Source organism: Bacillus sp. NP157 (assembly GCA_018889975.1).
Taxonomy (GTDB): Bacteria; Pseudomonadota; Gammaproteobacteria; order Xanthomonadales; family Rhodanobacteraceae; genus Luteibacter.
In genome coordinates, this window is the sequence record CP076546.1 from 2018402 (window position 1) to 2036538 (window position 18137).

20 protein-coding genes are annotated in these 18137 nt (G+C 63.4%); 7 read left to right on the top strand and 13 right to left on the bottom strand.

The features are described from left to right. Positions 1 to 469 precede the first annotated feature (469 nt). Both KPL74_09095 and KPL74_09100 read left to right on the top strand, forming a co-directional pair. Complete coding sequence (locus KPL74_09095; protein QWT22150.1) at positions 470 to 1009, top strand: hypothetical protein; 540 nt, start codon at positions 470 to 472, stop codon at positions 1007 to 1009. A 42-nt stretch (positions 1010 to 1051) separates the two neighbouring features. After that, positions 1052 to 1876 (top strand): isocitrate lyase/phosphoenolpyruvate mutase family protein, encoded by an 825-nt coding sequence (locus KPL74_09100; GenBank protein ID QWT22151.1) that lies wholly within the window; start codon positions 1052 to 1054, stop codon positions 1874 to 1876. A gap of 8 nt (positions 1877 to 1884) precedes the next feature. Here KPL74_09100 and KPL74_09105 read toward each other — a convergent pair whose 3' ends face one another. The 4 genes from KPL74_09105 to KPL74_09120 all read right to left on the bottom strand — a co-directional run bounded on the left by KPL74_09105 (position 1885) and on the right by KPL74_09120 (position 4040). Then, positions 1885 to 2235: a hypothetical protein gene (locus tag KPL74_09105; GenBank protein ID QWT22152.1), complete on the bottom strand. Its 351-nt coding sequence runs from the start codon at positions 2233 to 2235 to the stop codon at positions 1885 to 1887. A gap of 512 nt (positions 2236 to 2747) precedes the next feature. Next, complete coding sequence (locus tag KPL74_09110) at positions 2748 to 2912, bottom strand: hypothetical protein (GenBank protein ID QWT22153.1); 165 nt, start codon at positions 2910 to 2912, stop codon at positions 2748 to 2750. Between the two features lie 78 nt (positions 2913 to 2990). Continuing rightward, positions 2991 to 3560 (bottom strand): hypothetical protein, encoded by a 570-nt coding sequence (locus KPL74_09115; protein ID QWT22154.1) that lies wholly within the window; start codon positions 3558 to 3560, stop codon positions 2991 to 2993. 36 nt (positions 3561 to 3596) lie between these two features. Next, complete coding sequence (locus tag KPL74_09120) at positions 3597 to 4040, bottom strand: hypothetical protein (GenBank protein QWT22155.1); 444 nt, start codon at positions 4038 to 4040, stop codon at positions 3597 to 3599. A 367-nt stretch (positions 4041 to 4407) separates the two neighbouring features. On the opposite strand from KPL74_09120, the gene KPL74_09125 reads away from it, so the two are divergent. Continuing rightward, positions 4408 to 5154 (top strand): glucose 1-dehydrogenase, encoded by a 747-nt coding sequence (locus KPL74_09125; GenBank protein ID QWT22156.1) that lies wholly within the window; start codon positions 4408 to 4410, stop codon positions 5152 to 5154. Between the two features lie 2 nt (positions 5155 to 5156). Here the strand turns inward: KPL74_09125 and KPL74_09130 are convergent, their stop codons facing one another. Both KPL74_09130 and KPL74_09135 read right to left on the bottom strand, forming a co-directional pair. Continuing rightward, positions 5157 to 6053 (bottom strand): LysR family transcriptional regulator, encoded by an 897-nt coding sequence (locus tag KPL74_09130; GenBank protein ID QWT22157.1) that lies wholly within the window; start codon positions 6051 to 6053, stop codon positions 5157 to 5159. A gap of 101 nt (positions 6054 to 6154) precedes the next feature. Further along, positions 6155 to 9277 (bottom strand): hypothetical protein, encoded by a 3123-nt coding sequence (locus KPL74_09135; protein ID QWT22158.1) that lies wholly within the window; start codon positions 9275 to 9277, stop codon positions 6155 to 6157. Between the two features lie 196 nt (positions 9278 to 9473). On the opposite strand from KPL74_09135, the gene KPL74_09140 reads away from it, so the two are divergent. After that, a complete protein-coding gene (locus KPL74_09140) occupies positions 9474 to 10379 on the top strand; it encodes an AraC family transcriptional regulator (GenBank protein ID QWT22159.1) in 906 nt (301 codons plus the stop codon). Here the strand turns inward: KPL74_09140 and KPL74_09145 are convergent. From KPL74_09145 to KPL74_09155, 3 genes are all read right to left on the bottom strand, one after another. Next, on the bottom strand, positions 10376 to 10990 hold the full coding sequence (locus tag KPL74_09145; protein QWT22160.1) for a response regulator transcription factor: 615 nt from the start codon (positions 10988 to 10990) through the stop codon (positions 10376 to 10378). The two genes, KPL74_09140 and KPL74_09145, sit on opposite strands and share 4 nt — an antisense overlap. Positions 10991 to 11081: 91 nt before the next feature. Further along, a complete protein-coding gene (locus tag KPL74_09150) occupies positions 11082 to 11471 on the bottom strand; it encodes a tautomerase family protein (GenBank protein QWT22161.1) in 390 nt (129 codons plus the stop codon). A 15-nt stretch (positions 11472 to 11486) separates the two neighbouring features. Continuing rightward, on the bottom strand, positions 11487 to 12605 hold the full coding sequence (locus tag KPL74_09155; GenBank protein ID QWT22162.1) for an alkene reductase: 1119 nt from the start codon (positions 12603 to 12605) through the stop codon (positions 11487 to 11489). A gap of 239 nt (positions 12606 to 12844) precedes the next feature. Between KPL74_09155 and KPL74_09160 the strand changes: the two genes are divergently transcribed. Further along, entirely contained in the window at positions 12845 to 13249 is a 405-nt protein-coding gene (locus KPL74_09160; GenBank protein ID QWT22163.1) for an ester cyclase, read from the top strand. Here the strand turns inward: KPL74_09160 and KPL74_09165 are convergent. From KPL74_09165 to KPL74_09175, 3 genes are all read right to left on the bottom strand, one after another. Beyond that, positions 13246 to 13992, bottom strand: coding sequence for an SDR family oxidoreductase (locus KPL74_09165; protein ID QWT22164.1), 747 nt, complete (start codon positions 13990 to 13992; stop codon positions 13246 to 13248). The two genes, KPL74_09160 and KPL74_09165, sit on opposite strands and share 4 nt — an antisense overlap. Before the next feature lie 60 nt (positions 13993 to 14052). Further along, a complete protein-coding gene (locus KPL74_09170; protein ID QWT22165.1) occupies positions 14053 to 14904 on the bottom strand; it encodes an alpha/beta hydrolase in 852 nt (283 codons plus the stop codon). Positions 14905 to 14987: 83 nt separating this feature from the next. Further along, positions 14988 to 15923: a LysR family transcriptional regulator gene (locus KPL74_09175; protein QWT22166.1), complete on the bottom strand. Its 936-nt coding sequence runs from the start codon at positions 15921 to 15923 to the stop codon at positions 14988 to 14990. Positions 15924 to 16151: 228 nt separating this feature from the next. On the opposite strand from KPL74_09175, the gene KPL74_09180 reads away from it, so the two are divergent. Continuing rightward, positions 16152 to 16793 carry a glutathione S-transferase gene (locus KPL74_09180; protein ID QWT22167.1) on the top strand — a complete coding sequence of 214 codons (642 nt, stop codon included), beginning with the start codon at positions 16152 to 16154 and terminating at the stop codon, positions 16791 to 16793. Positions 16794 to 16810: 17 nt separating this feature from the next. Then, positions 16811 to 17236, top strand: a complete 426-nt coding sequence (locus tag KPL74_09185; GenBank protein ID QWT22168.1) for a hypothetical protein — start codon at positions 16811 to 16813, stop codon at positions 17234 to 17236. Between the two features lie 13 nt (positions 17237 to 17249). On the opposite strand, the gene KPL74_09190 is transcribed toward KPL74_09185, so the two are convergent. Then, the gene (locus tag KPL74_09190) at positions 17250 to 18131 is read right to left on the bottom strand and encodes a LysR family transcriptional regulator (GenBank protein ID QWT22169.1); all 882 of its coding nucleotides are present in this window, start codon (positions 18129 to 18131) and stop codon (positions 17250 to 17252) included. Positions 18132 to 18137: the final 6 nt, after the last annotated feature.

Sequence of the window (18137 nt, forward strand, 5' to 3'; positions counted from 1 at the left end):
TCGCAACTCAGGGTCACTAAATTCGAACTCCGGGCCCATGCTCATCGCTCCCAACTGCAGCAACCACTTATCAACGTCTGGGTCTATGTCGCTGAGGTTCTCGAGGCGAATCCTGTACGCCCAGTCAGCAATTTTTGCGCGATCAGCCTTCCCCGAGGGCTCGTGAAGAAATCCATCGAGCTCGTCTGCGAATTCATTCCGCGAGTAACTCATAGTCCCAATTCCTTTGCGGTAGGCGGATCGTGAGGTGAGCCCACAACCTGCCCATTAATCACATGGATCGATAGGCCTAGGCGGGTGCTGTGGTGGGTGTTCACGGGCCGGGACGCTACGGGTTGGCCGGATGCGGGTCAAGCCGCGTAGTTCGGCACCTGTCGATGCTTGAACCGCCGATTCTCTAGGCGCATTCTCCCGCAGACGCGGCGCAGATCCGCAAGACCACCAGGCCGGCGGCAATCGGGATTAACGAATGATGCGTTCACTGTGCGCCCTTCTCCTCTTGCTCGCCCTGCTCGTCTCCAGCGCCGCATGGTGCGCACCCAACCCGGCACGAACCAAGGGCCCGCCAGCAAGCGCCACATCCCTCGTGGCGCGCCTCTACCAGGCCTATGCATGGGAAGCCCTCTCCCCGGCCGACGCGCTGACGTCCAATCTCTTCGGCCCTGGTCTGGCGGACCAGCCGGTAACCGAGCTCGGGAAGTACTTCGACCCCAGCCTGGCCTCGGCCATCGCGGCAGACGCGGATTGCGTGAAGAAGCACGAGGGAGAAATCTGCAACCTGGATTTCGATATCCTCTTCGCCAGCCAGGATCCTGCCGCCTCAGACATGACGATCGCCGATGGCGGCCAGGGAAAGGTTCTGGTCACCTATACGTATCCGTCCAATGGCCAGAAAGTGCACCTCGTCTATCACACGGGCAATACGTCGCTCGGCGTCCGGATCACGGACATCGTCTACCGCGACATGGATAACCAATCACTGCGGTCGCTGCTCGGCAAGAAACCATAACAAGCGGCCTGCCATTCACGCCTTCCCCTGAGGTCTGTGTCGATGTCTCCTTCCGATCGTTACCAAGCCTTCCTCGCCCTGCACGCACGCCCGGGCGCCTTCGCCATGCCCAACGCATGGGACGCCACCTCGGCACTGATCTTCAAGGACGCCGGTTTCGAAGCCATCGGCACCTCGTCGGCGGCACTGGCCGCCAGCCTGGGACGGCCGGATGGACGCCATGCGGTCAGCCTCCAGGAGCATCTCGACCACGCACAGCTGTTGGGCCGGGTCACGGGGCTACCCATCAACGGGGACTTTGAAGACGGGTACGGTGACACCCCCGACGATGTAGCCGCCTCCGTCCGCGCGGCGATCGACGCCGGGTTGGCCGGCATCGGCATCGAAGACACCTCCGGCGATCCGAACGAGCCTATCCGTCCGTTCGACGAGGCGGTGGCGCGCATGGCCGCGGCAGCAAAGGTCGCCAAGGGTCGCATCGTCCTCACCGGACGCACGGATAACTACCTGCAAGGCCGCCCCGACCTGGACGACACCATCCGTCGCCTGACCGCGTTCGCCGAGGTCGGCGCCGACGTCCTCTACGCCCCCTACCCGTCCGACCTGGACCACGTCATCGCCATCGTGCGCGCCGTCGCGCCCAAGCCGGTCAACCTGGTCGTCGGCACCATGCAGGGTCCGCTGTCGATGGAAGCCCTGGCCGCTGCGGGCGTCAAGCGGGTGAGTATCGGCGCGGGCTTCTATGCCCGTGTCATGGGCGACCTGCGCGAAGCGGCAAGGCAGCTACGCGATGGCGATGTTCCGGCCGCCACGGAGGGTGCCAGCTGGCGGGATATTGCTGCGTTGATTGCTACCGTGCCTGGTTGATGTGATTTCTAAACCTTCGGCTCTTGTCGCCGTCGCAGAGTCGCCACCACGACAAATGGTGAAGCTATCAATGCGCCCAATGGAATGATCCACATGCCTGGCGACAGATGGAAGGTAATGGTGGTCAGCGTCGGCACAACGAGAGCGGCCCATGCCGTTGCCCACATCAGCCACCAAGGCGCCCGGAGAAAAAATTCTGCAAGCACGATGGCGACGAAGCAACCGTATATGACATGCAGATTCCGATAGTCGGCGCCCGTCAGAAACCAGACGTATGAGAAAGCGTAGAAAACATAGTGGACGACCACCGCGCCGAGCAACGCGGTCGCCGGCAGCACATGCGTCGATTTAATGTGCACCGTCGACTATCTCCTTCACGTTTTTCCGCCACGCGGCGAACATCAGCGGATCCGGGCAGCTCAACAAAGACTGCGGAATCGCGTTGCCCTCATCCTGATTCTGTATGATGATTTGGCCGCTTTTCGGCGAACCGCATGACCAACCCTTCCACAAGACCATGTGTGCCTGCCAAGGCGTAGTTCACCAGATTGCTCAAGTCTGTACGGCCGAAGCGATCAACATACTCCGGAGTCAGGAGCCCTACATAACGCCGCCTGTCACGGGCGTCTTGGCTTACGGCTCTTTACCTTCCGGGTGGTTCTGGATTGCCCCTACTCCAATTCCATCCCGTAAGGTCAACAATGACCTCCTCAAAATCGCAGGAGGCCGACACGAAACGGCCACCCTTTCGTAGTGCTCTAATGAGCGCTGCCGTGCCTGACTGAAAAGCATCCGCGCCATCAAGTGGCACACTCCGAGCCGAGACTTCCGCGTAGTAGCGCGCGCACTCGATAGCCGAGTACGGTGAGCGTTACCTGGCGGCTGGCTTGAAATCCTCGTTTCGGTACGTGACCACATCAACGTCCAGGTCGCCAAAAGCCTCACGAACTGCTTGGCTCACTGCATCCTCAAGCTCCTCGACGCTTTCATCGGCATCGACGTACAGCTCACAAAACAATTGGGGCGAAATATTCATTCCTGAAATCCAAATGAGAGCGGTGTCTGCGAATTGTTGTCGAACAGTCCGCCTCCGTTAATGACCGGAATCTGCACCTTACTCTCCGACATACTCGACGCTTGAGCCGCCCCTCTTCCGCCGCTTCAAGCATGCGACCAAATTCATCCCTTTGACATAGAAGCTATAAAGCGAGCCCCCTCCCGTCCCGCGGTAACAGTCAACGACAACGGCGACGTCGCTGCCCTCGGGGAAAAAAACCACAGCGTCCTCGATGAGCGAAGCACCGCGCACCAGACCATCGAGTGCTACCGAAGACGCCCGATGGAGCCCCAGATACGCATTTCCCTCAACGCCTATCAGGCCCGCGCGTATCGGCATGCAGTGCCCGACAGCTGCCATGGTATTCAGCGCCTCAGCCTCACTGACGTGCAACAAGGTCCAGTCACTGGCTTGCTCAAGCGTCGCCCCGACAAACTCAACCGGCAACGTCAGCAATGGATCGAAATCGACGAGCCCCACCTCGTAGCCTGTCGCGTGACGGAAGTGCGGGACGATCGCTGGTCCATATACGGCACGCTCATCCGCTGCGCGGCGTGCGTTGGCAATGTCGGAACGGCGCTTACGCAGGCTGGTTACGCGCTCGATGGGCATCTCATTCTCTTCCATCAGTCATTACCGCCATTGTCGTCGTCAATGCGGGCGTTAACTGCGTTCTGGATTCTCGGCCGACTGACTAGCCGACACGTCTGTTCCTGCGAGGATTGCCGTAATGTCTCGCCACTTCACCGATGAAGGCAATTCGCTCGACCCCAAGAATGCAACAAATACGCCTTCGACTTCTTGAGCCGTAAACCACTCATCGGCGGACAATCGGACTTCCCCGCCCCCGAATACTAGGACCGTTCCGTCGGGGAAAACCTTGCTTTTCTGGTCTTTGTAACCACGAAAGTGGCGCCCAGTCGCAGCATCCCTGCGCTCCAACATGCACGTCACACCGCCACCTGCCACTTGCACGTAGTTCCCTGCCCCGTCGGTCAACGATGCGAAGGACGATGGGCCATAACTGCGCAAGGCCATGATTGCACAGTGCAGTTGCGCGGCAGTCGCATCGTCAATCGTTGGCTTCTTTTCTATCTCAAGGCGCATGAATAAACGTCCATGAAGCAAAATACCGGGACCAGACCCGTTCGAAGTCAACTTGATCAATCTCAGCAGGCGCGAACTAAGAATCCATCGCAATTTCGGCAATGGATGGCAATGGCTCCTTAGCTTACTCCTGAACCGCCTTTCGATTCGGATGAACTAGCAGGGGTTGGCTGATTGCGGGTCAAGCACGGGCTCCTCGGCCCGTCGGACGATGCGGTTGCAGCCCCGCTTGATCTTGTCGTGGCCCGGCCATGCTTTTCGTGTATGTCCCCGTGCTTACAAAGTCTTTTTCAGCCGGGATTTTCAGGCCTAGAGTTTCTCCAGTAGCGGGGCACCTGCCCCCTCTTTTCCCCACTGGAGCATGACCATGAGCAAGCCTGTCGTTCTTATCACTGGCGCACTGACCGGTATCGGCCGCGCCACCGCTGTTGCCTTTGCCCGCCAGGGCGCAAGCCTCGTCGTTGCCGGCCGCCGTGAGGCCGAGGGCAAGACCCTCGAAGCCGAGCTGCGTGGTCTCGGCTCCGATGCGGTGTTCGTCAAGGCGGACGTCCGCCATGAGGCCGACGTCGAAAACCTCGTCAACGAGGCGGTCGCACGCTTCGGCCGGATTGACATCGCCGTCAACAACGCCGGCACCGAAGGCCAGCCTGGCGCCATCACCGACCAGACTGCCGAGAGCTATGCCGCAACCTTCGACACCAACGTCCTCGGCACGATCCTGAGCGTCAAGCACGAAGTTCGAGCGATGCAGAAAACCGGTTCTGGAAGCATCGTGAACATCTCCTCGACCTATGGCCACGAGGGTGCTGCGTACGCGTCGATGTATTCGGCAAGCAAGCACGCGCTGGAAGGCCTGACCAAGTCCGTTGCACTCGAACTCGCCGGCTCCGGTATCCGTGTCAACGCCGTCGCCCCGGGTCCAACCGACACCGGCATGCTGGATCGCTTCACCGGCAGCGAGGACGTCAAGAAGGCGCTCGCCTCGCAGGTCCCCATGGGCCGCGTTGGCCGACCGGAAGAGCTTGCCGAGGCCATCGTCTTCATCGGCTCGCAGACGGGTTCTTTCATCACCGGCCAGGTCCTGACGGTTGACGGTGGTAAGACGGCGGGCTGAGCTCAGGATGCCGGTAGCGCTGAAGGGTCTGGGAACACCTCACGGGCCATGTGGTCAATGAACACCCGCAGGCGCGGTGCTATCTGGCGACTCGACGGCCACACGGCGCGGAGTGCCGTGTGGCGGTTGAGATAGCCGCCGAGCAGGCGCTCGAGCCGTCCGTCGGCGAGCCCCTGGGCCACCGTGAAATCCGGCAGGCAGGCAATGCCACAACCCGACTCGGCCATCTCCCGCAATGGGCCAAGCGTGGTGGTCGATGCGATCACCGGCAGGGCCAGGTTGCCCGTCGCGAGCGGCCACTTTTCAAGCATGCCGGTGACCGGGTGGCGCCGGTGCAGACAAATGTGGTCGGCTAGCTCGCAGGGAGTGCGGGGAATGCCCGCGCGGTGCAGGTAGGCCGGCGACGCAACGAGCACCATCCGGAAAGCGCCAAGGCGCCGTGACATCAGGCTTGAGTCGACGCCCTCGCCGGTGCGGATGGCCACGTCGTACCCCTCGTCGACGATGTCAACGAGCCTGTCGGTGAAATCCAGGTCCAGCTCGATGTCCGGATAGGCATCGATGAACCGACAGAGCGCTGGCGCAAACAAAGGACCTAGCACCGGCAGAGTAACCCGGAGTTTCCCCCGTGCCAACGCTCGCCTGTCCGTGAGCTCGCGTTCGACGTCACCCATCTCTCGCAGGATGCACCGCGAGCGCTCGAGGAGCATCCCGCCCTCGGCAGTCAGCGTGATGCAACGGGTATTGCGATGGAAGAGCCGCACACCGAGGTTCGACTCCAGCCGAGCGATGGACTTTCCGATGGCCGACGGCGACATACCCAAAAGGCGACCGGCCTCGGACAAGTTGCGTGCGTCGGCAGCTTGCACGAACACACTGAGCGCACTCAGGCTTTCCACGATTCCCCCTGTGGCCCGCGCCATCACGTGTCATGCGCGTCTACGTAACGCGAGGCTTAATCGTTACAACGCCGACCAGGGAGCGCATCACTCGACAGGGTCTAAATATCCTCGTGCTCGCTCACACCGCTTGCCCAGGGCCACCAGCGACGCAGCCATGCGTGCCGCAGCTGCGGAGGGTCACGGGCGATGAGCGACACGGACGTGCCGATGGCATCCGAGCTGATACTCAGCACTGCACCGATACGCGAAGCACGCTCCCGCATCGTCACAAGCCCCCAGTGCCCCGCTCGCTTGCCCTGGTCGACCACGTCGGGCGGCAAACCCAGCCCATCGTCGTCGACGATCGCCACGAGTCCCTCGTTGGTGTAATCGAGCGTGACTGCAACGCTTTTCGGCTCAGCGTGCACGAACGCATTGTGGACAGCCTCGCGAAGTATGTCGATGACGGCGATATGCACCTGCTCGTCGAGCCGTCGCTCGATACCCGAAACGGTGAGGACAAACCGAGCAGGCCAGCTCGATGCGTGATCGTCGCCAATGAGGCGCAGTGCCTCCGACAAGGGCATCTGCATCTCGCCGACGGAACGGAGGGCAATCACGCGTGCGCGGCCCTCGAGCAGCAAGGCCAGCAGTCGCGCAGTGCCTTGGGTGAGGCTCGGCCGTATCCACTCCGGCAACCTGGCGTCGTCTCGCCAGGCCTCAAGCCGCATGGCCACGCCCATCATGCCTTGCAACATGGAATCGTGGAGCTCCCGGGCGATCCGGTCACGTTCGGCCAGACGCGCGGTCGCCCGCTCGGCCGCCCGCCGGTGCAGGGCGCGAATGCGCAAGGCGTAAAGCCCAACCAATCCGGCGACGAACAACAGAGCGACAAGCGCGCGGAACCATGCCGTCTCGAATAGCGCGGGCCGGCGCACGACGTCGCCCGACGAAACCAGCGCCGACCAGTCACCGTCGGTTCCCCTTGCCTGGATTTCGAAGCGATACCGCCCGGGCGGAAGGCCTGCGTACTGTACGTTCCCGGGGCCGTCGAAGACGCGCCACTCCTGGTCGGTCCCCCCGAGGCGCACTCGGAACTGCATATGGGCAGGGTCGGTCAAGGACAATCCGGTCCAGGCGACCGACAGCGCTGTCTCGTCCGGGTCGAGGTCGCCGGCAAACGACTCGAGCGACCGCCTGGCCGTAGACATCGACAGGATGACCGGCCGCACGTCTTGGGTGGGAGACGCCACGTCGGCCGCTACCGTGACCAGGCCCGACGTAGCCGCCACCCAGAGCATGTTGCGTGCATCGAGCGTCAGCGTGGGGAGTGGTCGCGTCTGCTGGGCACCGCCGGGCAAGCCCGTCGCGTCATTGAAGAGGTCGAAGGCCGCATCGCCATCCCGGCCTTCCGTGACTGCCGCGAATTGCGCCGCACGGATTCGCGACAGACCACTGCGCGCGTTGATCCACAGATCGCCGGCGCTCGTCCTGACAAGCCCCGTGACCCCGCGCAGCAATGCTCCCATGCGCAGCCGGAGGGGCCGGAAGTTGCTGCCGTCATACCATGCAGCACCGCGCTCACCGCCTGCGACAAGCGGCGAGCCGGGGAGGATCGCCGTTACCGTGCCAAGCCCGGTTTGCAAGGCTGCTTCCACCTGCTTTCCATGCACATGCGCGACCGTGCCGTCTGGATAACCGAACCACATGCCACCTCGTCCGTCGGTCGCGCCAGAGAGTGGCCAGCCGTCCGGCAATCCGGGCAATCCCCCGTTCTTTTGCCAGGCACCATGCGACAGTCGAAACAGGCCATGGCCACGCACGGACACCCACATAGCCCCGTCGCCTTCGCCGTCGGGCACGACCACCTGCACCAGTTCTCCGCCTAGAAATGCCGGAAACGGGAGTGCTTCAAGGCGGTCGCCGTGCAACGCCGACAGTGTCCCGTGGCCGCCGAGCAGCGCACCGTCGCCATCCGCGGCCATGGCCGTCGTTGCCATGACGCCAGGCGTCACGACGGCCTGGCCCGGGCCGGCCATCAGCCACAGACGATCCGTCCCGCCGTGTGCGTCAGTGCCGACAAGCATGCGGCCGTCACGAAGGCGACTGACTGCGAAATACACGCTCGCCCCGTCGAAGACGACCGGCGTCGCCGATGCGGGACGAATACGGGCAAGGCCTTCCTTTCCACCGACCCAGAGACTGCCGCTTGAGTCGAGCATCGTGCTCATGACGAGTAGTCCATCCGGCGCGAGGGGAAAGTGGATGACCTCGTCGCCCGCCATGATCGATTCGCCGTCGGACAGTCCCTCGGGGCGATAACACAGGTTCGCGCATCCACTGCCTTGCGCCCAAAGGCCTCCGGACCCATCCTCGAATTCGATGGCATCGCTGGATCGAGCCCTTTCCCTGGGCAACCCGCGCTCCCGGGGAATCCGCATGTGCCGCTTTCCCTCGGATCGCCATACGCCCCCGTCCACGGCGACAACGAGGTCCTCATCGTCGCGAGAATGGGACGACAGCCGTTCGAATACACGCCCATACCGGGCAAGCCAGAACACACCGGTTCCCGTCAGGGCGAGCGTGCCGCCCGACACCGTTGCCACCGTTTGCTGGATGTCGCCTTCCGGTGGACGCCACTGCGGTGGCGGGCAGGCTACCCAATGATCACCCGACAGTACAAACAGCTGTCCGGCGGCCGAAACGAACGTACGCCCATCCCCCGCCTCGGCTACGTGGCCGATGCGATCGGCAGGAAGGCCCCTGGGGATGGTGACGGTCCGCCCGTCACCGGAGAGATGGATAGCCGTCCGATTGCCATAAACAACCCAGAGACCGCCGTCCCGCCCGGCCGACAAATCGGTAACCAGCCGCGAGCCCTGCGTTTCGTCGCTGACGAGGTCGTGCGAAAAAAAGTTCCGGCCGTCGAACCGGTAGAGCCCCGCCGACGTGCCAAGCCAGATCCACCCATCCTCGGTCTGCGCCAGCGCATTGATGTCGCCGGGCGCACCATCACGGGTATGCCAAAGCGTCGATACATGGCCTGGGATGGCGACTTCAGCATGCGTGGCCGGCACCAGGATGCCACACGCCCCGAGCGCAGCCACGCAGGCCAGGAGCACCCTGCGCACGCGCGACCTCGCTCCGCCGTCCATCGCCACTGCCGCCCACATTCGATCCAGACCTTTTCGGAAAATGTCGTCGCTACCCCGGAAGACCCGGTTGAGGGATTGCACGTGCAAGGACAAGTTCCGATAGTGCGTTTGCGCGTGCAACCAATCCGCGGAACCTCAGTATGCAGGCCCGGGATGGACGAATGGTTGCATGGAACGCCCCGGTATTGCCGCAAAAAGCTTGCCCGGATGCCTGGATTGTTCACGCAAGGACGATTCCGCGCCTTGCCTGTTTCCTCAGGCACCCACGCCCTGGATAGTCGCCATGAATTTCTGCAATGAACTCGCGCGCTCCTTGCGCCAGGCGTCACCGCCCGCCATGTGGCACACAAGCGGCCACGGTATGACGGCGGCCATCGAGGGTCGCCTGCACTGCGCCGACGAAACCGCCAGGATGCGCTTTTACGCTGCCGACGGCTGTCTCGTCCTGGTCCATCTACGCGGACAGCTCCGTACGAGCGTCTTCGTCGATGATTTCGAACACCGCAGCGAACCGTTCCAGGCCGGCACGGTCTTCGCCCTCGACCTTCGTCGAACCGTTGAGTTAAGCATCAACGAGTCCGCACATGTCCTCGCCATCCACATACCGCGCGCGGCCCTCGCTGCAGCAGCGGTGGAAACCGGAACGGCCGAGAACCTACGCGCGCTACACACGGGCTTCCATGATGCCGTGCTGCTGCACATGGCGATGTCGATCATACAGACCGTGCGCGACCCGCTCCTCGGCGACAACGTACTACACGGACAACTATTCCGGAGTTTCCTCCTGCGCCTGACCACGCTCATGGGCACGCCAGCCCAGCGCCCTCACCTGCCGCGCCGGACCCTGACGGCACGCGAAATCGACTCGCTCATCGAGGTCGTGCGCCACCGGCTGACGCGGGGCCTCACCGTCACCGAGGCAGCGGCGGCCTGCGGTTTGACACACGCCACGTTCGAACGGGCCTTTCGTCAAGGTGTCGGGATCGCACCGAACCAGTGGCTCATCCTTCGGCGCCTGGACGTGGCCATGGGCCTCATCATCACGGGAGAGCAGTCGCTAGCAGAGATCGCCGTCGAGGCAGGTTTTGCCGACCAGTCACATTTCACCCATGCCTTTTCGCGCCGCCTGGCCGTCGCTCCGGCAGCATGGCGCAGGCTGAACGCGAGCCGCCAGGGCGCGCCAGCCTAGAGGTATCCGCGCTCGATGGCGGCTGCAATGGCCTGGATCCGGTCATGGGTTCCCAGCTTTCCGAACGCACTCTTCAGGCGCGTCTTGACCGTATCGGTAGGTACACCCAGACGCTCTGCGATTTCCCGATTGCCAAGGCCTTCGGAAGCCAGGGCAAGACACGCTACCTCACGGGCATGGAGCGCCGTTGACGGCGCGGCATCGGCCATGCGCTCCCAAACGTCCGGCGAGAAGACAGGACTTCCGTGCGCACCCTTGCGCACCGCGTTCACGATGAATTCCTTCTGGGCCGTCTTGTGCACGTAACCGATCGCACCTAGCGACACGGCGCGAGACACTCGCGCATCACCCAGGTAGGAGGTGAGCATGACGATGCGACAAGCGGGATCGATGCGACGAAGCGCCTGCAAGGCATCGAGACCGTCCATGCCGGGCATCTCGATGTCGAGAAGGACGACGTCAGGACGAAGCAGGCCATACGCGTCCAACGCACCTGCCCCGTCAGATGCCTCGCCAACGACCTCCATGCCATCGCTACGCGCGATGGTCGCGCGCAGGCCGTCACGCAGGAGGTCGTGGTCGTCGACGATGAGAACGCGGATGGGGGGCATCACCAGGGTCCCTGCGCAAAGGTGGCGCGCATGCGTCCACCCTCCTCCAACAGAACGGCGTTGGCAAGACCGAACCATGTGTACCGCGCGGTCATAGCTCGCCTGTCAGGAACTGCGCACGACCAAACCCGAAGCTCCAGTCGTCATCCGCGTTGCTCGAAATGCTTACCACCAGGTCCTCGGGCGCGAGCCCGCATCGCTCCAGAAGCATCGCCGAAAGACCGCGATAGAACGTTTCCTTTTGCACACGTGTCCTCGGCCTGGAGAAGACATGCACGAGTACGCGCCCCGCCGACCGTTCGAAGCCCAGGCCGGTGTCTTCAAGAATGAGTTGACCCGGTGGATGAGTCTGGATGACCTGGTAGCGGTCCCGGGCGGGGACGCTGAACGCAGCGACCATCGCCTCGTGGACTGCATCGGCGAGCGTACGCAGTTGCGCAGGCGTACGACCTTCGGCGACGTCGATACGAATCAGTGGCATAGCATGCGTCGCGGATTACGCCGCGACCCCCTCGTCGGAAAAACGATGGAAGTCGGTGTAGTACAACTCGGTGCCACCCCAGAAGGCTTCCCGCACATACGGCGTAAGCGGGTGGTTGTGCAGGAATCGATCGGGAAGGTCTGGGTTCGACGTAAAGTATCGCCCGAAGGCGACCAGATCCGCGTCACCTTTGCGCAAGATGGCTTCCGCCGTCTCCCGGTTGAAGCCTCCGGCGGCAATGATCGGGCCGCGGAAGATGCGACGCAGGTACTCGGAAGCAACCGGCGCCCTGTGCTCATCGATGGTCTCCACGCCGCTGACGCGCGGCTCGATGATGTGCAGGTAAGCAAGGCCATAGTCGTTCAGACGCTCGGCAAAGTGACCAAACAAGGCCTCCGGGTCCGAGTCCGAGATCGCTCCCCAGGTTCCCGACGGAGAAACACGGATTCCGACACGGTCGGGACCGAACACACTGATGAACGCCTCGGTGAGCTCGAGGGGGAATCGCATGCGCTTTTCAATCGTCCCACCGTAGGCATCCGTACGGCGGTTCGTACCGTCCTGGAGGAAGGTATCGGCGAGGTATCCATTGGCGGCGTGGAGCTCGACACCATCGACACCCGCGTCCTTCGCCCGAACCGCGGCCATCCGGAACGACTCGACAAGAGCAGGTATCTCGTCAAGGGCGATTTCGCGGTGCGGAGATACCGGCACCCAGCCATCGGCCGTGAAGGCCAGGCCCTCGTATGGCACGACCGACGGAGCTATCGGGAGCTCCCCGGCCGACAGGTCCGCATGTGACTGCCTACCGTCGTGGGCGATTTGCATGATGAGCTTGCCGCCGCTGGCATGTACCGCGTCGCTGATGCGACGCCATGCCCTGGTATGGGCATCGGTATAGATGCCGGGCGCACCGATGTAGCCGCGGCTGTCGAATGTCGGGTGGCTCGATTCGGAGATGATGAGTCCGCCCTTCGAGGCGCGCTGGCCGTAGTAGGTGACCATCATGTCGCTCGGGGAAAGATCCCCATCCGCACGGAGACGCGTTGTCGGCGCATGGACTACGCGGTGGCCAAGGTCGATGGCACCAAGCCTGAAGGGGGAAAACAGCATTTCGACGTCTGTGGAGCTCATTTTTATTTCCTCTAGGGGCAGCCGGCGGATGTCCCGCACGATCAACAACGTGGGGCGAATTGCCCGTATCGGTATGGGCGCCAGCTTCCCATCACTTGCGACGCGGCCGACAAGATCACACCGAACCAGGGACGCTTACGGAAAGCGCGGCGCGCATCGAACAAGACTTCGCCGCCAGATGCCGCCAGTCTCGAAAGAGCGGCCCATGCGGGGCTGCGTCCCGAACCTGGAGTTAGCCCATGTCCGCACGCGCCGAAGCCAACAAGACGCTCGTCCTCGAAGCATTCGACACACTCTTCAACCGGCGCGATTACGTCGCCGCCGAGAGGTTCTGGTCACCGGATTACGTCCAGCACAGCGCCCACATCGGGCCGGGTCGCGAGGGGCTGTTCGAGCTCATTCGAGCCGTGCCGGAGACATTGGTCTACGAACACGGCCTTATCCTTGCCGACGACGAGTACGTCATGGTCCACAGCCGGTTTTCAGGCAATGGTCGCCCGCGCGCCTGGATCGGCGTCGACATCGTCAGGATCGTGGACGGACGGCTCGCCGAGCACTGGGACGTCTTGCAGGACGAAGCGACCATGGCCGAATCGCAGAGCAAGCACCCGATGTTCGGCGAGGCGTTCTCGCCAGGCGACTAGAGCTTCGAGCCGCCGTCGACAGCAATGGTCGTGCCGTTGACCCAGCCCGAATCGCTTGAAGCAAGGAACAGCACGGCACCGGAGATGTCATCCGGCTGCGCCACGCGCTGGAGCGCCTGCATGCCGAGGGTAAAGTTGCGCCCCTCGTCGGTCTTCGCGAATTTCGACATGTCCGTTTCCACAACGCCCGGCGCGACCGCATTGACGCGGATATCGCGAGGGCCCAGGGCTGCAGCGAAATGCTTCACAAGCGTCTCGGTTGCACCCTTCGTCGAGGCGTAAGCGGAGAGGTTGCCAACGGCGGAGCGCGCCGCGAGCGACGTCGTGAAGATGACCGAGCTTCCCTTGCCCAGGATCGGCAGCAACTGCTGGACGAGGAAGTACGGGCCACGGACATTGACCGCAAACTGACGGTCGAAGTCCTCGATGGTCTGCTCTTCAATCGTCGCCGCGACCGACGTGCCGGCGTTGTTGACCAGGATATCGAGACGGTCGCCGATGATGGAGCGGACGACCGCGGCGAGCTTGTGCGGACCGTCCGGTGAGCCGAGGTCGGCACCCACGGAGGTTGCGCGGCCACCGGCCTTGGTGATGGCGGCGACGACGTCGTCGGCATCCTTCGGCGAAGCGCTGTAATGAACGAGGACCTGCGCGCCCGCCTTGGCGAGCGAGAGGGCGATGGCGCGGCCGATGCCGCGCGACCCGCCCGTGACAAGGGCGGTCTTACCGGTAAGCGAAGTCATGGGGATACTCTCGTGGAATGGGGGCCCGGGAATCGGGTCCCCTTGGGGTCAAGACGGCCTTCAGTGCGCACCCAGGAAGGATGAGACGTGGCCGACGAACACGTCCGGATACTGGTACTGCGAGCCGTGGTTCGAATCGGGGTAGAGAATCAGCGATGCATCCGGCAGGTTCTGCTGGAGGTGCCAGGAGTTGATGGAGTAGATGATGACGTCGGTGCCGCCGTTGATGACCAGCGTCGGCTGACGGATGGCCTTCAGGTACTCGTACGGCTTGTCCCTGGGCGCGCCCCACTTGCCAAGCGCAGCAATCTGCGCCGGGGCTACCTTTTCGCTCACCTCAGGGTCGCGCCCCTCGGTACGAAGGCGGAACCGCTCGAGAAAGCGGTGACCTGCGGCCTGGCTCTCGGCACTCGGCGTGAAGAAGACGCGCAGCCATAGGTGGTCGGGATTGGCGTAGCTCGCACCAAAAATCTCCTGTGCCTCGGGCGTCAGCGACTGCATGCCCTCGCCACTGCGCGGGCCGGTGCCGACCAGGACGAGCTTGCGGACAAGGCCCGGCGCCTGCAGGGCGATTTCCTGGGCGACGAGGCCACCGAGTGAAAACCCGAGGACGTCGACGGTCGTCAGGCCGAGGGCCTTGATGAACGCGACCGCGTTCGCTCCCATCTCCTCGACGGACTCCGGGACGTCGCCCGAGGTCGACGAGATGCCGGCGTTGTTGAACAAGATCACCTCACGGTCACGCGCCAGGCCGTCGGTGACCTGCGGATCCCAGTGGTCCATCGTGCCGGTGAAATGCATGTTGAGAACGACCGGCACGGTGCCGGGCTTACCGAAACGGCGGTAGGCGTAGCGGATGCCGTTGGCTTCGACGTACTGGTTGGGCGCGGTGTGGTGGTTGTGCGATGACATGGCGTGGGCCTTTGTCCAGGGAGAGGATGGACAAAGGTTAGGCCGCGAGGCATCACTGCAGGAAAGACTTTATTAGCAGCCCCTCATGCCTTCGGAGCATGACCGGGAACGGACAAGTCATCGACCGTCTCGCCGGCGGGGACCTCCGCTATTTCGGCAAGATGACTGAGGAAGTAGCGCAGGATGGGCGACTGGTTTGATCGGCGGTAACCCACGCAAAGCTGCAGTGACGGGCTATCGCCTACCAGCTGGCGACTCGTCACCGACCAGGGCAGGAACGGCTCGGCGTAAGACGGCAAGAGCGCCACACCGCGCGTCGAGGACACCAGTGACATCGCCTGGGTGAGATTGTCGACGCGATGCATGGGCTGCAGGTCGAGGCCATGTTCGGCGAGGTATCGCTCGACCGTGCGACGAAGCGGTGTTGCAACATCCGACAGGCCAATGAATATCTCCCCGGCGATGGCGCGGACGTCGACCTTGTCGTTCTCGGCCAGTGGATGGTCACTCGGCAGGATGACCCGGAGTGGCTCGCGAGAGACCGGGATGTATTCGAGGTCGGGCATGTTTTCCTCGGCCCGCAGGAATGCGGCGTCGAGCTTGCCGTGGACGAGGGCATCCGCAAGATAGGGCGAGTGCTGGCTCGACACGGTAACCTCGATGCGCGGCAGTTCCGTGCGCAACAGACCCATCGCCTTGCCCATCCACGCGACCTCCTCGCCGGTGAGGAAGCCGAGCGCGAACGTCGTCGTTGACGGCCCAGCTCGACGCGCGGCCTCACGCGCGGCATCGACCTGCGCCAGCGCGAGCCTGGCGTGGTCGAGGAACGCCCGCCCTGCCGCAGTGAGCTCGATGCCCTTGGGACTACGTACCATCAGCTGGGTACCGATATCGTCCTCGAGATCCTTGAGCTGGCGGCTGAGCGACGGCTGGGAGGTAAACAAGCGTCGCTCCGCGGCAAGCGTCACGCTCCCCTCCTCGGCTACGGCAATGAAGTAACGCAGGTGACGCAGTTCCACGGGCGCGTCCGTTCGTACAAGAGGACGTCAGCCTAGCGCGCTGCCCGGGGCCCGTCGAGGAAGAATCCACCCTGCGCCGTTGTCGCCGTACGGCCACGCGGGAACGCTCCGGTGACTCGGCATCGCCAACAGTGCAGTCACCTGGCGGCCGTGAATGATCAAGACAAAAGCCCGGGCCACCCCCAGCCTGAAGGGCATCGATCGTTGGCCTTCGACCAGGGACCTCCCATGACCATCTTGCAACTCCACCAGTCCAACAACTCGCCCAACTCCCGCCGCGTGCGCATCTTCCTTGCCGAAAAAGGCATCATCGCGGCCCTTGTTCCCGTCGACCTCGGCGCCGGCGAACAGCACGGCGACGCTTACCGCGCCGTCAACCCACGCCGGGTTGTCCCGACCCTGGTGACGACTGACGGCGTGGCCATTGGCGAAGTGCCGGCCATCTTTCGCTATATCGAGGATGCGTTCCCTGCCCCGACGCTCTATGGCGACACACCGGCGCAGAAGGCCGTGACCACGATGTGGGAGCGCCGCGCCGAACTCGAGGGTTTTGCCGCCGTCATGGAAGGCATTCGCAACAAGGTCGCCGGACTCAAGGGCCGGGCGATCGCCGGCCCCCACGACTACGACCAGATTCCCGAACTCGTCACACGTGCGGAGAAACGCGTTGCCAACTTCTTCGCGGACCTCGACGCCCGGCTTTCCGAGGCGACGTTCGTGGCGGGTGACACCTTTACGGCCGCCGACATTACCGCCCTGGTCACCGTGGATTTCGCCAAGGGAGCGCTCTCCCTCGTTCCCAGCGCAGACCAGCAGCATCTCCTTCGCTGGCACGCGCTCGTGTCTTCGCGTCCGAGCGCCAGTGCGTAACTACAGAGTGCCTTCCCATGATGACCCCAAGCCAGTATCCGGATGCCATGCGCATCGTCGGCCACTACTACCAGTCAGGTGTCAGGGGCCGACTTACCGACTTTGCGCCGTACGTCCATGACCGGTTTGCCGTAACGGCCCCGGACTACCTGCCGTGGGGCGGCCTGCATGAGGGGGGTGCGTTTTTCCGCGACGAAGTTCTCCCGAACCTGCCCGCCACGCTCGATTTCTCCCGATTCCGCTACGACCGGTTCTTCTCCATGGGAAGCGACGTCGTGGCACTCATCGACATTGGCGTCGCAGGCACCGAACACTCGGTGAAGATCTCCGAGCACTGGACGGTCAAGGACGGCATGGCGATGTCCATCTGGGTCGCGTACTTCGAGCCCCAGGTTCTTCTAGATAGGCTAGGCATCGTCCATGGGCTCGGTCACGGCGGTTGATACCGTTCGGTGTTCACGCCTGCGCGGGGAACAGATGCGCTGCAACGTGGTCGATGAATGCCCGCAGTCGCGGAGCCATGTTGCGGCTCGATGGCCAGACGGCACGAAAGACATTCTCGTGCAGCACGTACTCGTCGAGGACGCGCTCGAGGCGTCCCTCCCGGACCGCCGATGCAATCAGGAAATCCGGAAGGCAAGCAATCCCCGCGCCGGACTCAGCCATCTCGAGCAACGGTGCGAGCGTGCTGACGGCGGCAGTTACCGGCAGATCGTCCACCGGCACACGCATCGGCCAGGGCTCCAGCTTGCCGGTGGTCGGATACCTGTGGTGCAGGCAACGGTGGTCCTTGAGCGCACCCGGCGACGTGGGCCGACCGAATCGTTCCAGGTAAGTCGGCGCGGCCACCAGCACCAGGTGGTAGGCACCAAGCCGACGGGTCATCAGGCGCGAATCACCCCCGTCCCCGGTGCGGATGGCAAGGTCAAATCCCTCATCGATGATGTCGACCAAGCGGTCACTGTAGTCGAGGTCGAGCTCGACCCCGGGATAGCGGATCATGAAACTCGCGAGCATCGGCGCGAACAGGCCACCGAGCAGCGGCAGCGTCACGCGCAGCTTCCCACGCGGCGCGCTCGCGTCTCCAGAGAACGAGTGTTCGATATCGCTGACCTCCTGGAGGATACGCCGCGCGCGCTCGAGCAGGTACTCCCCTTCCGGCGTGAGTGAGATGCTCCGCGTACTCCGGTGGAAGAGCCGCACGCCGAGCTCGGTCTCCAGGCGAACGACAATCTTGGCTACCGTCGACGCCGTCACGCCACTCCGGCGTGCGGCCTGGGTGAAGTTGCGCGTCTCTGCGGCGTGCACGAACGTTGCCAGCGCGTTGAGGCTATCCATGGAATC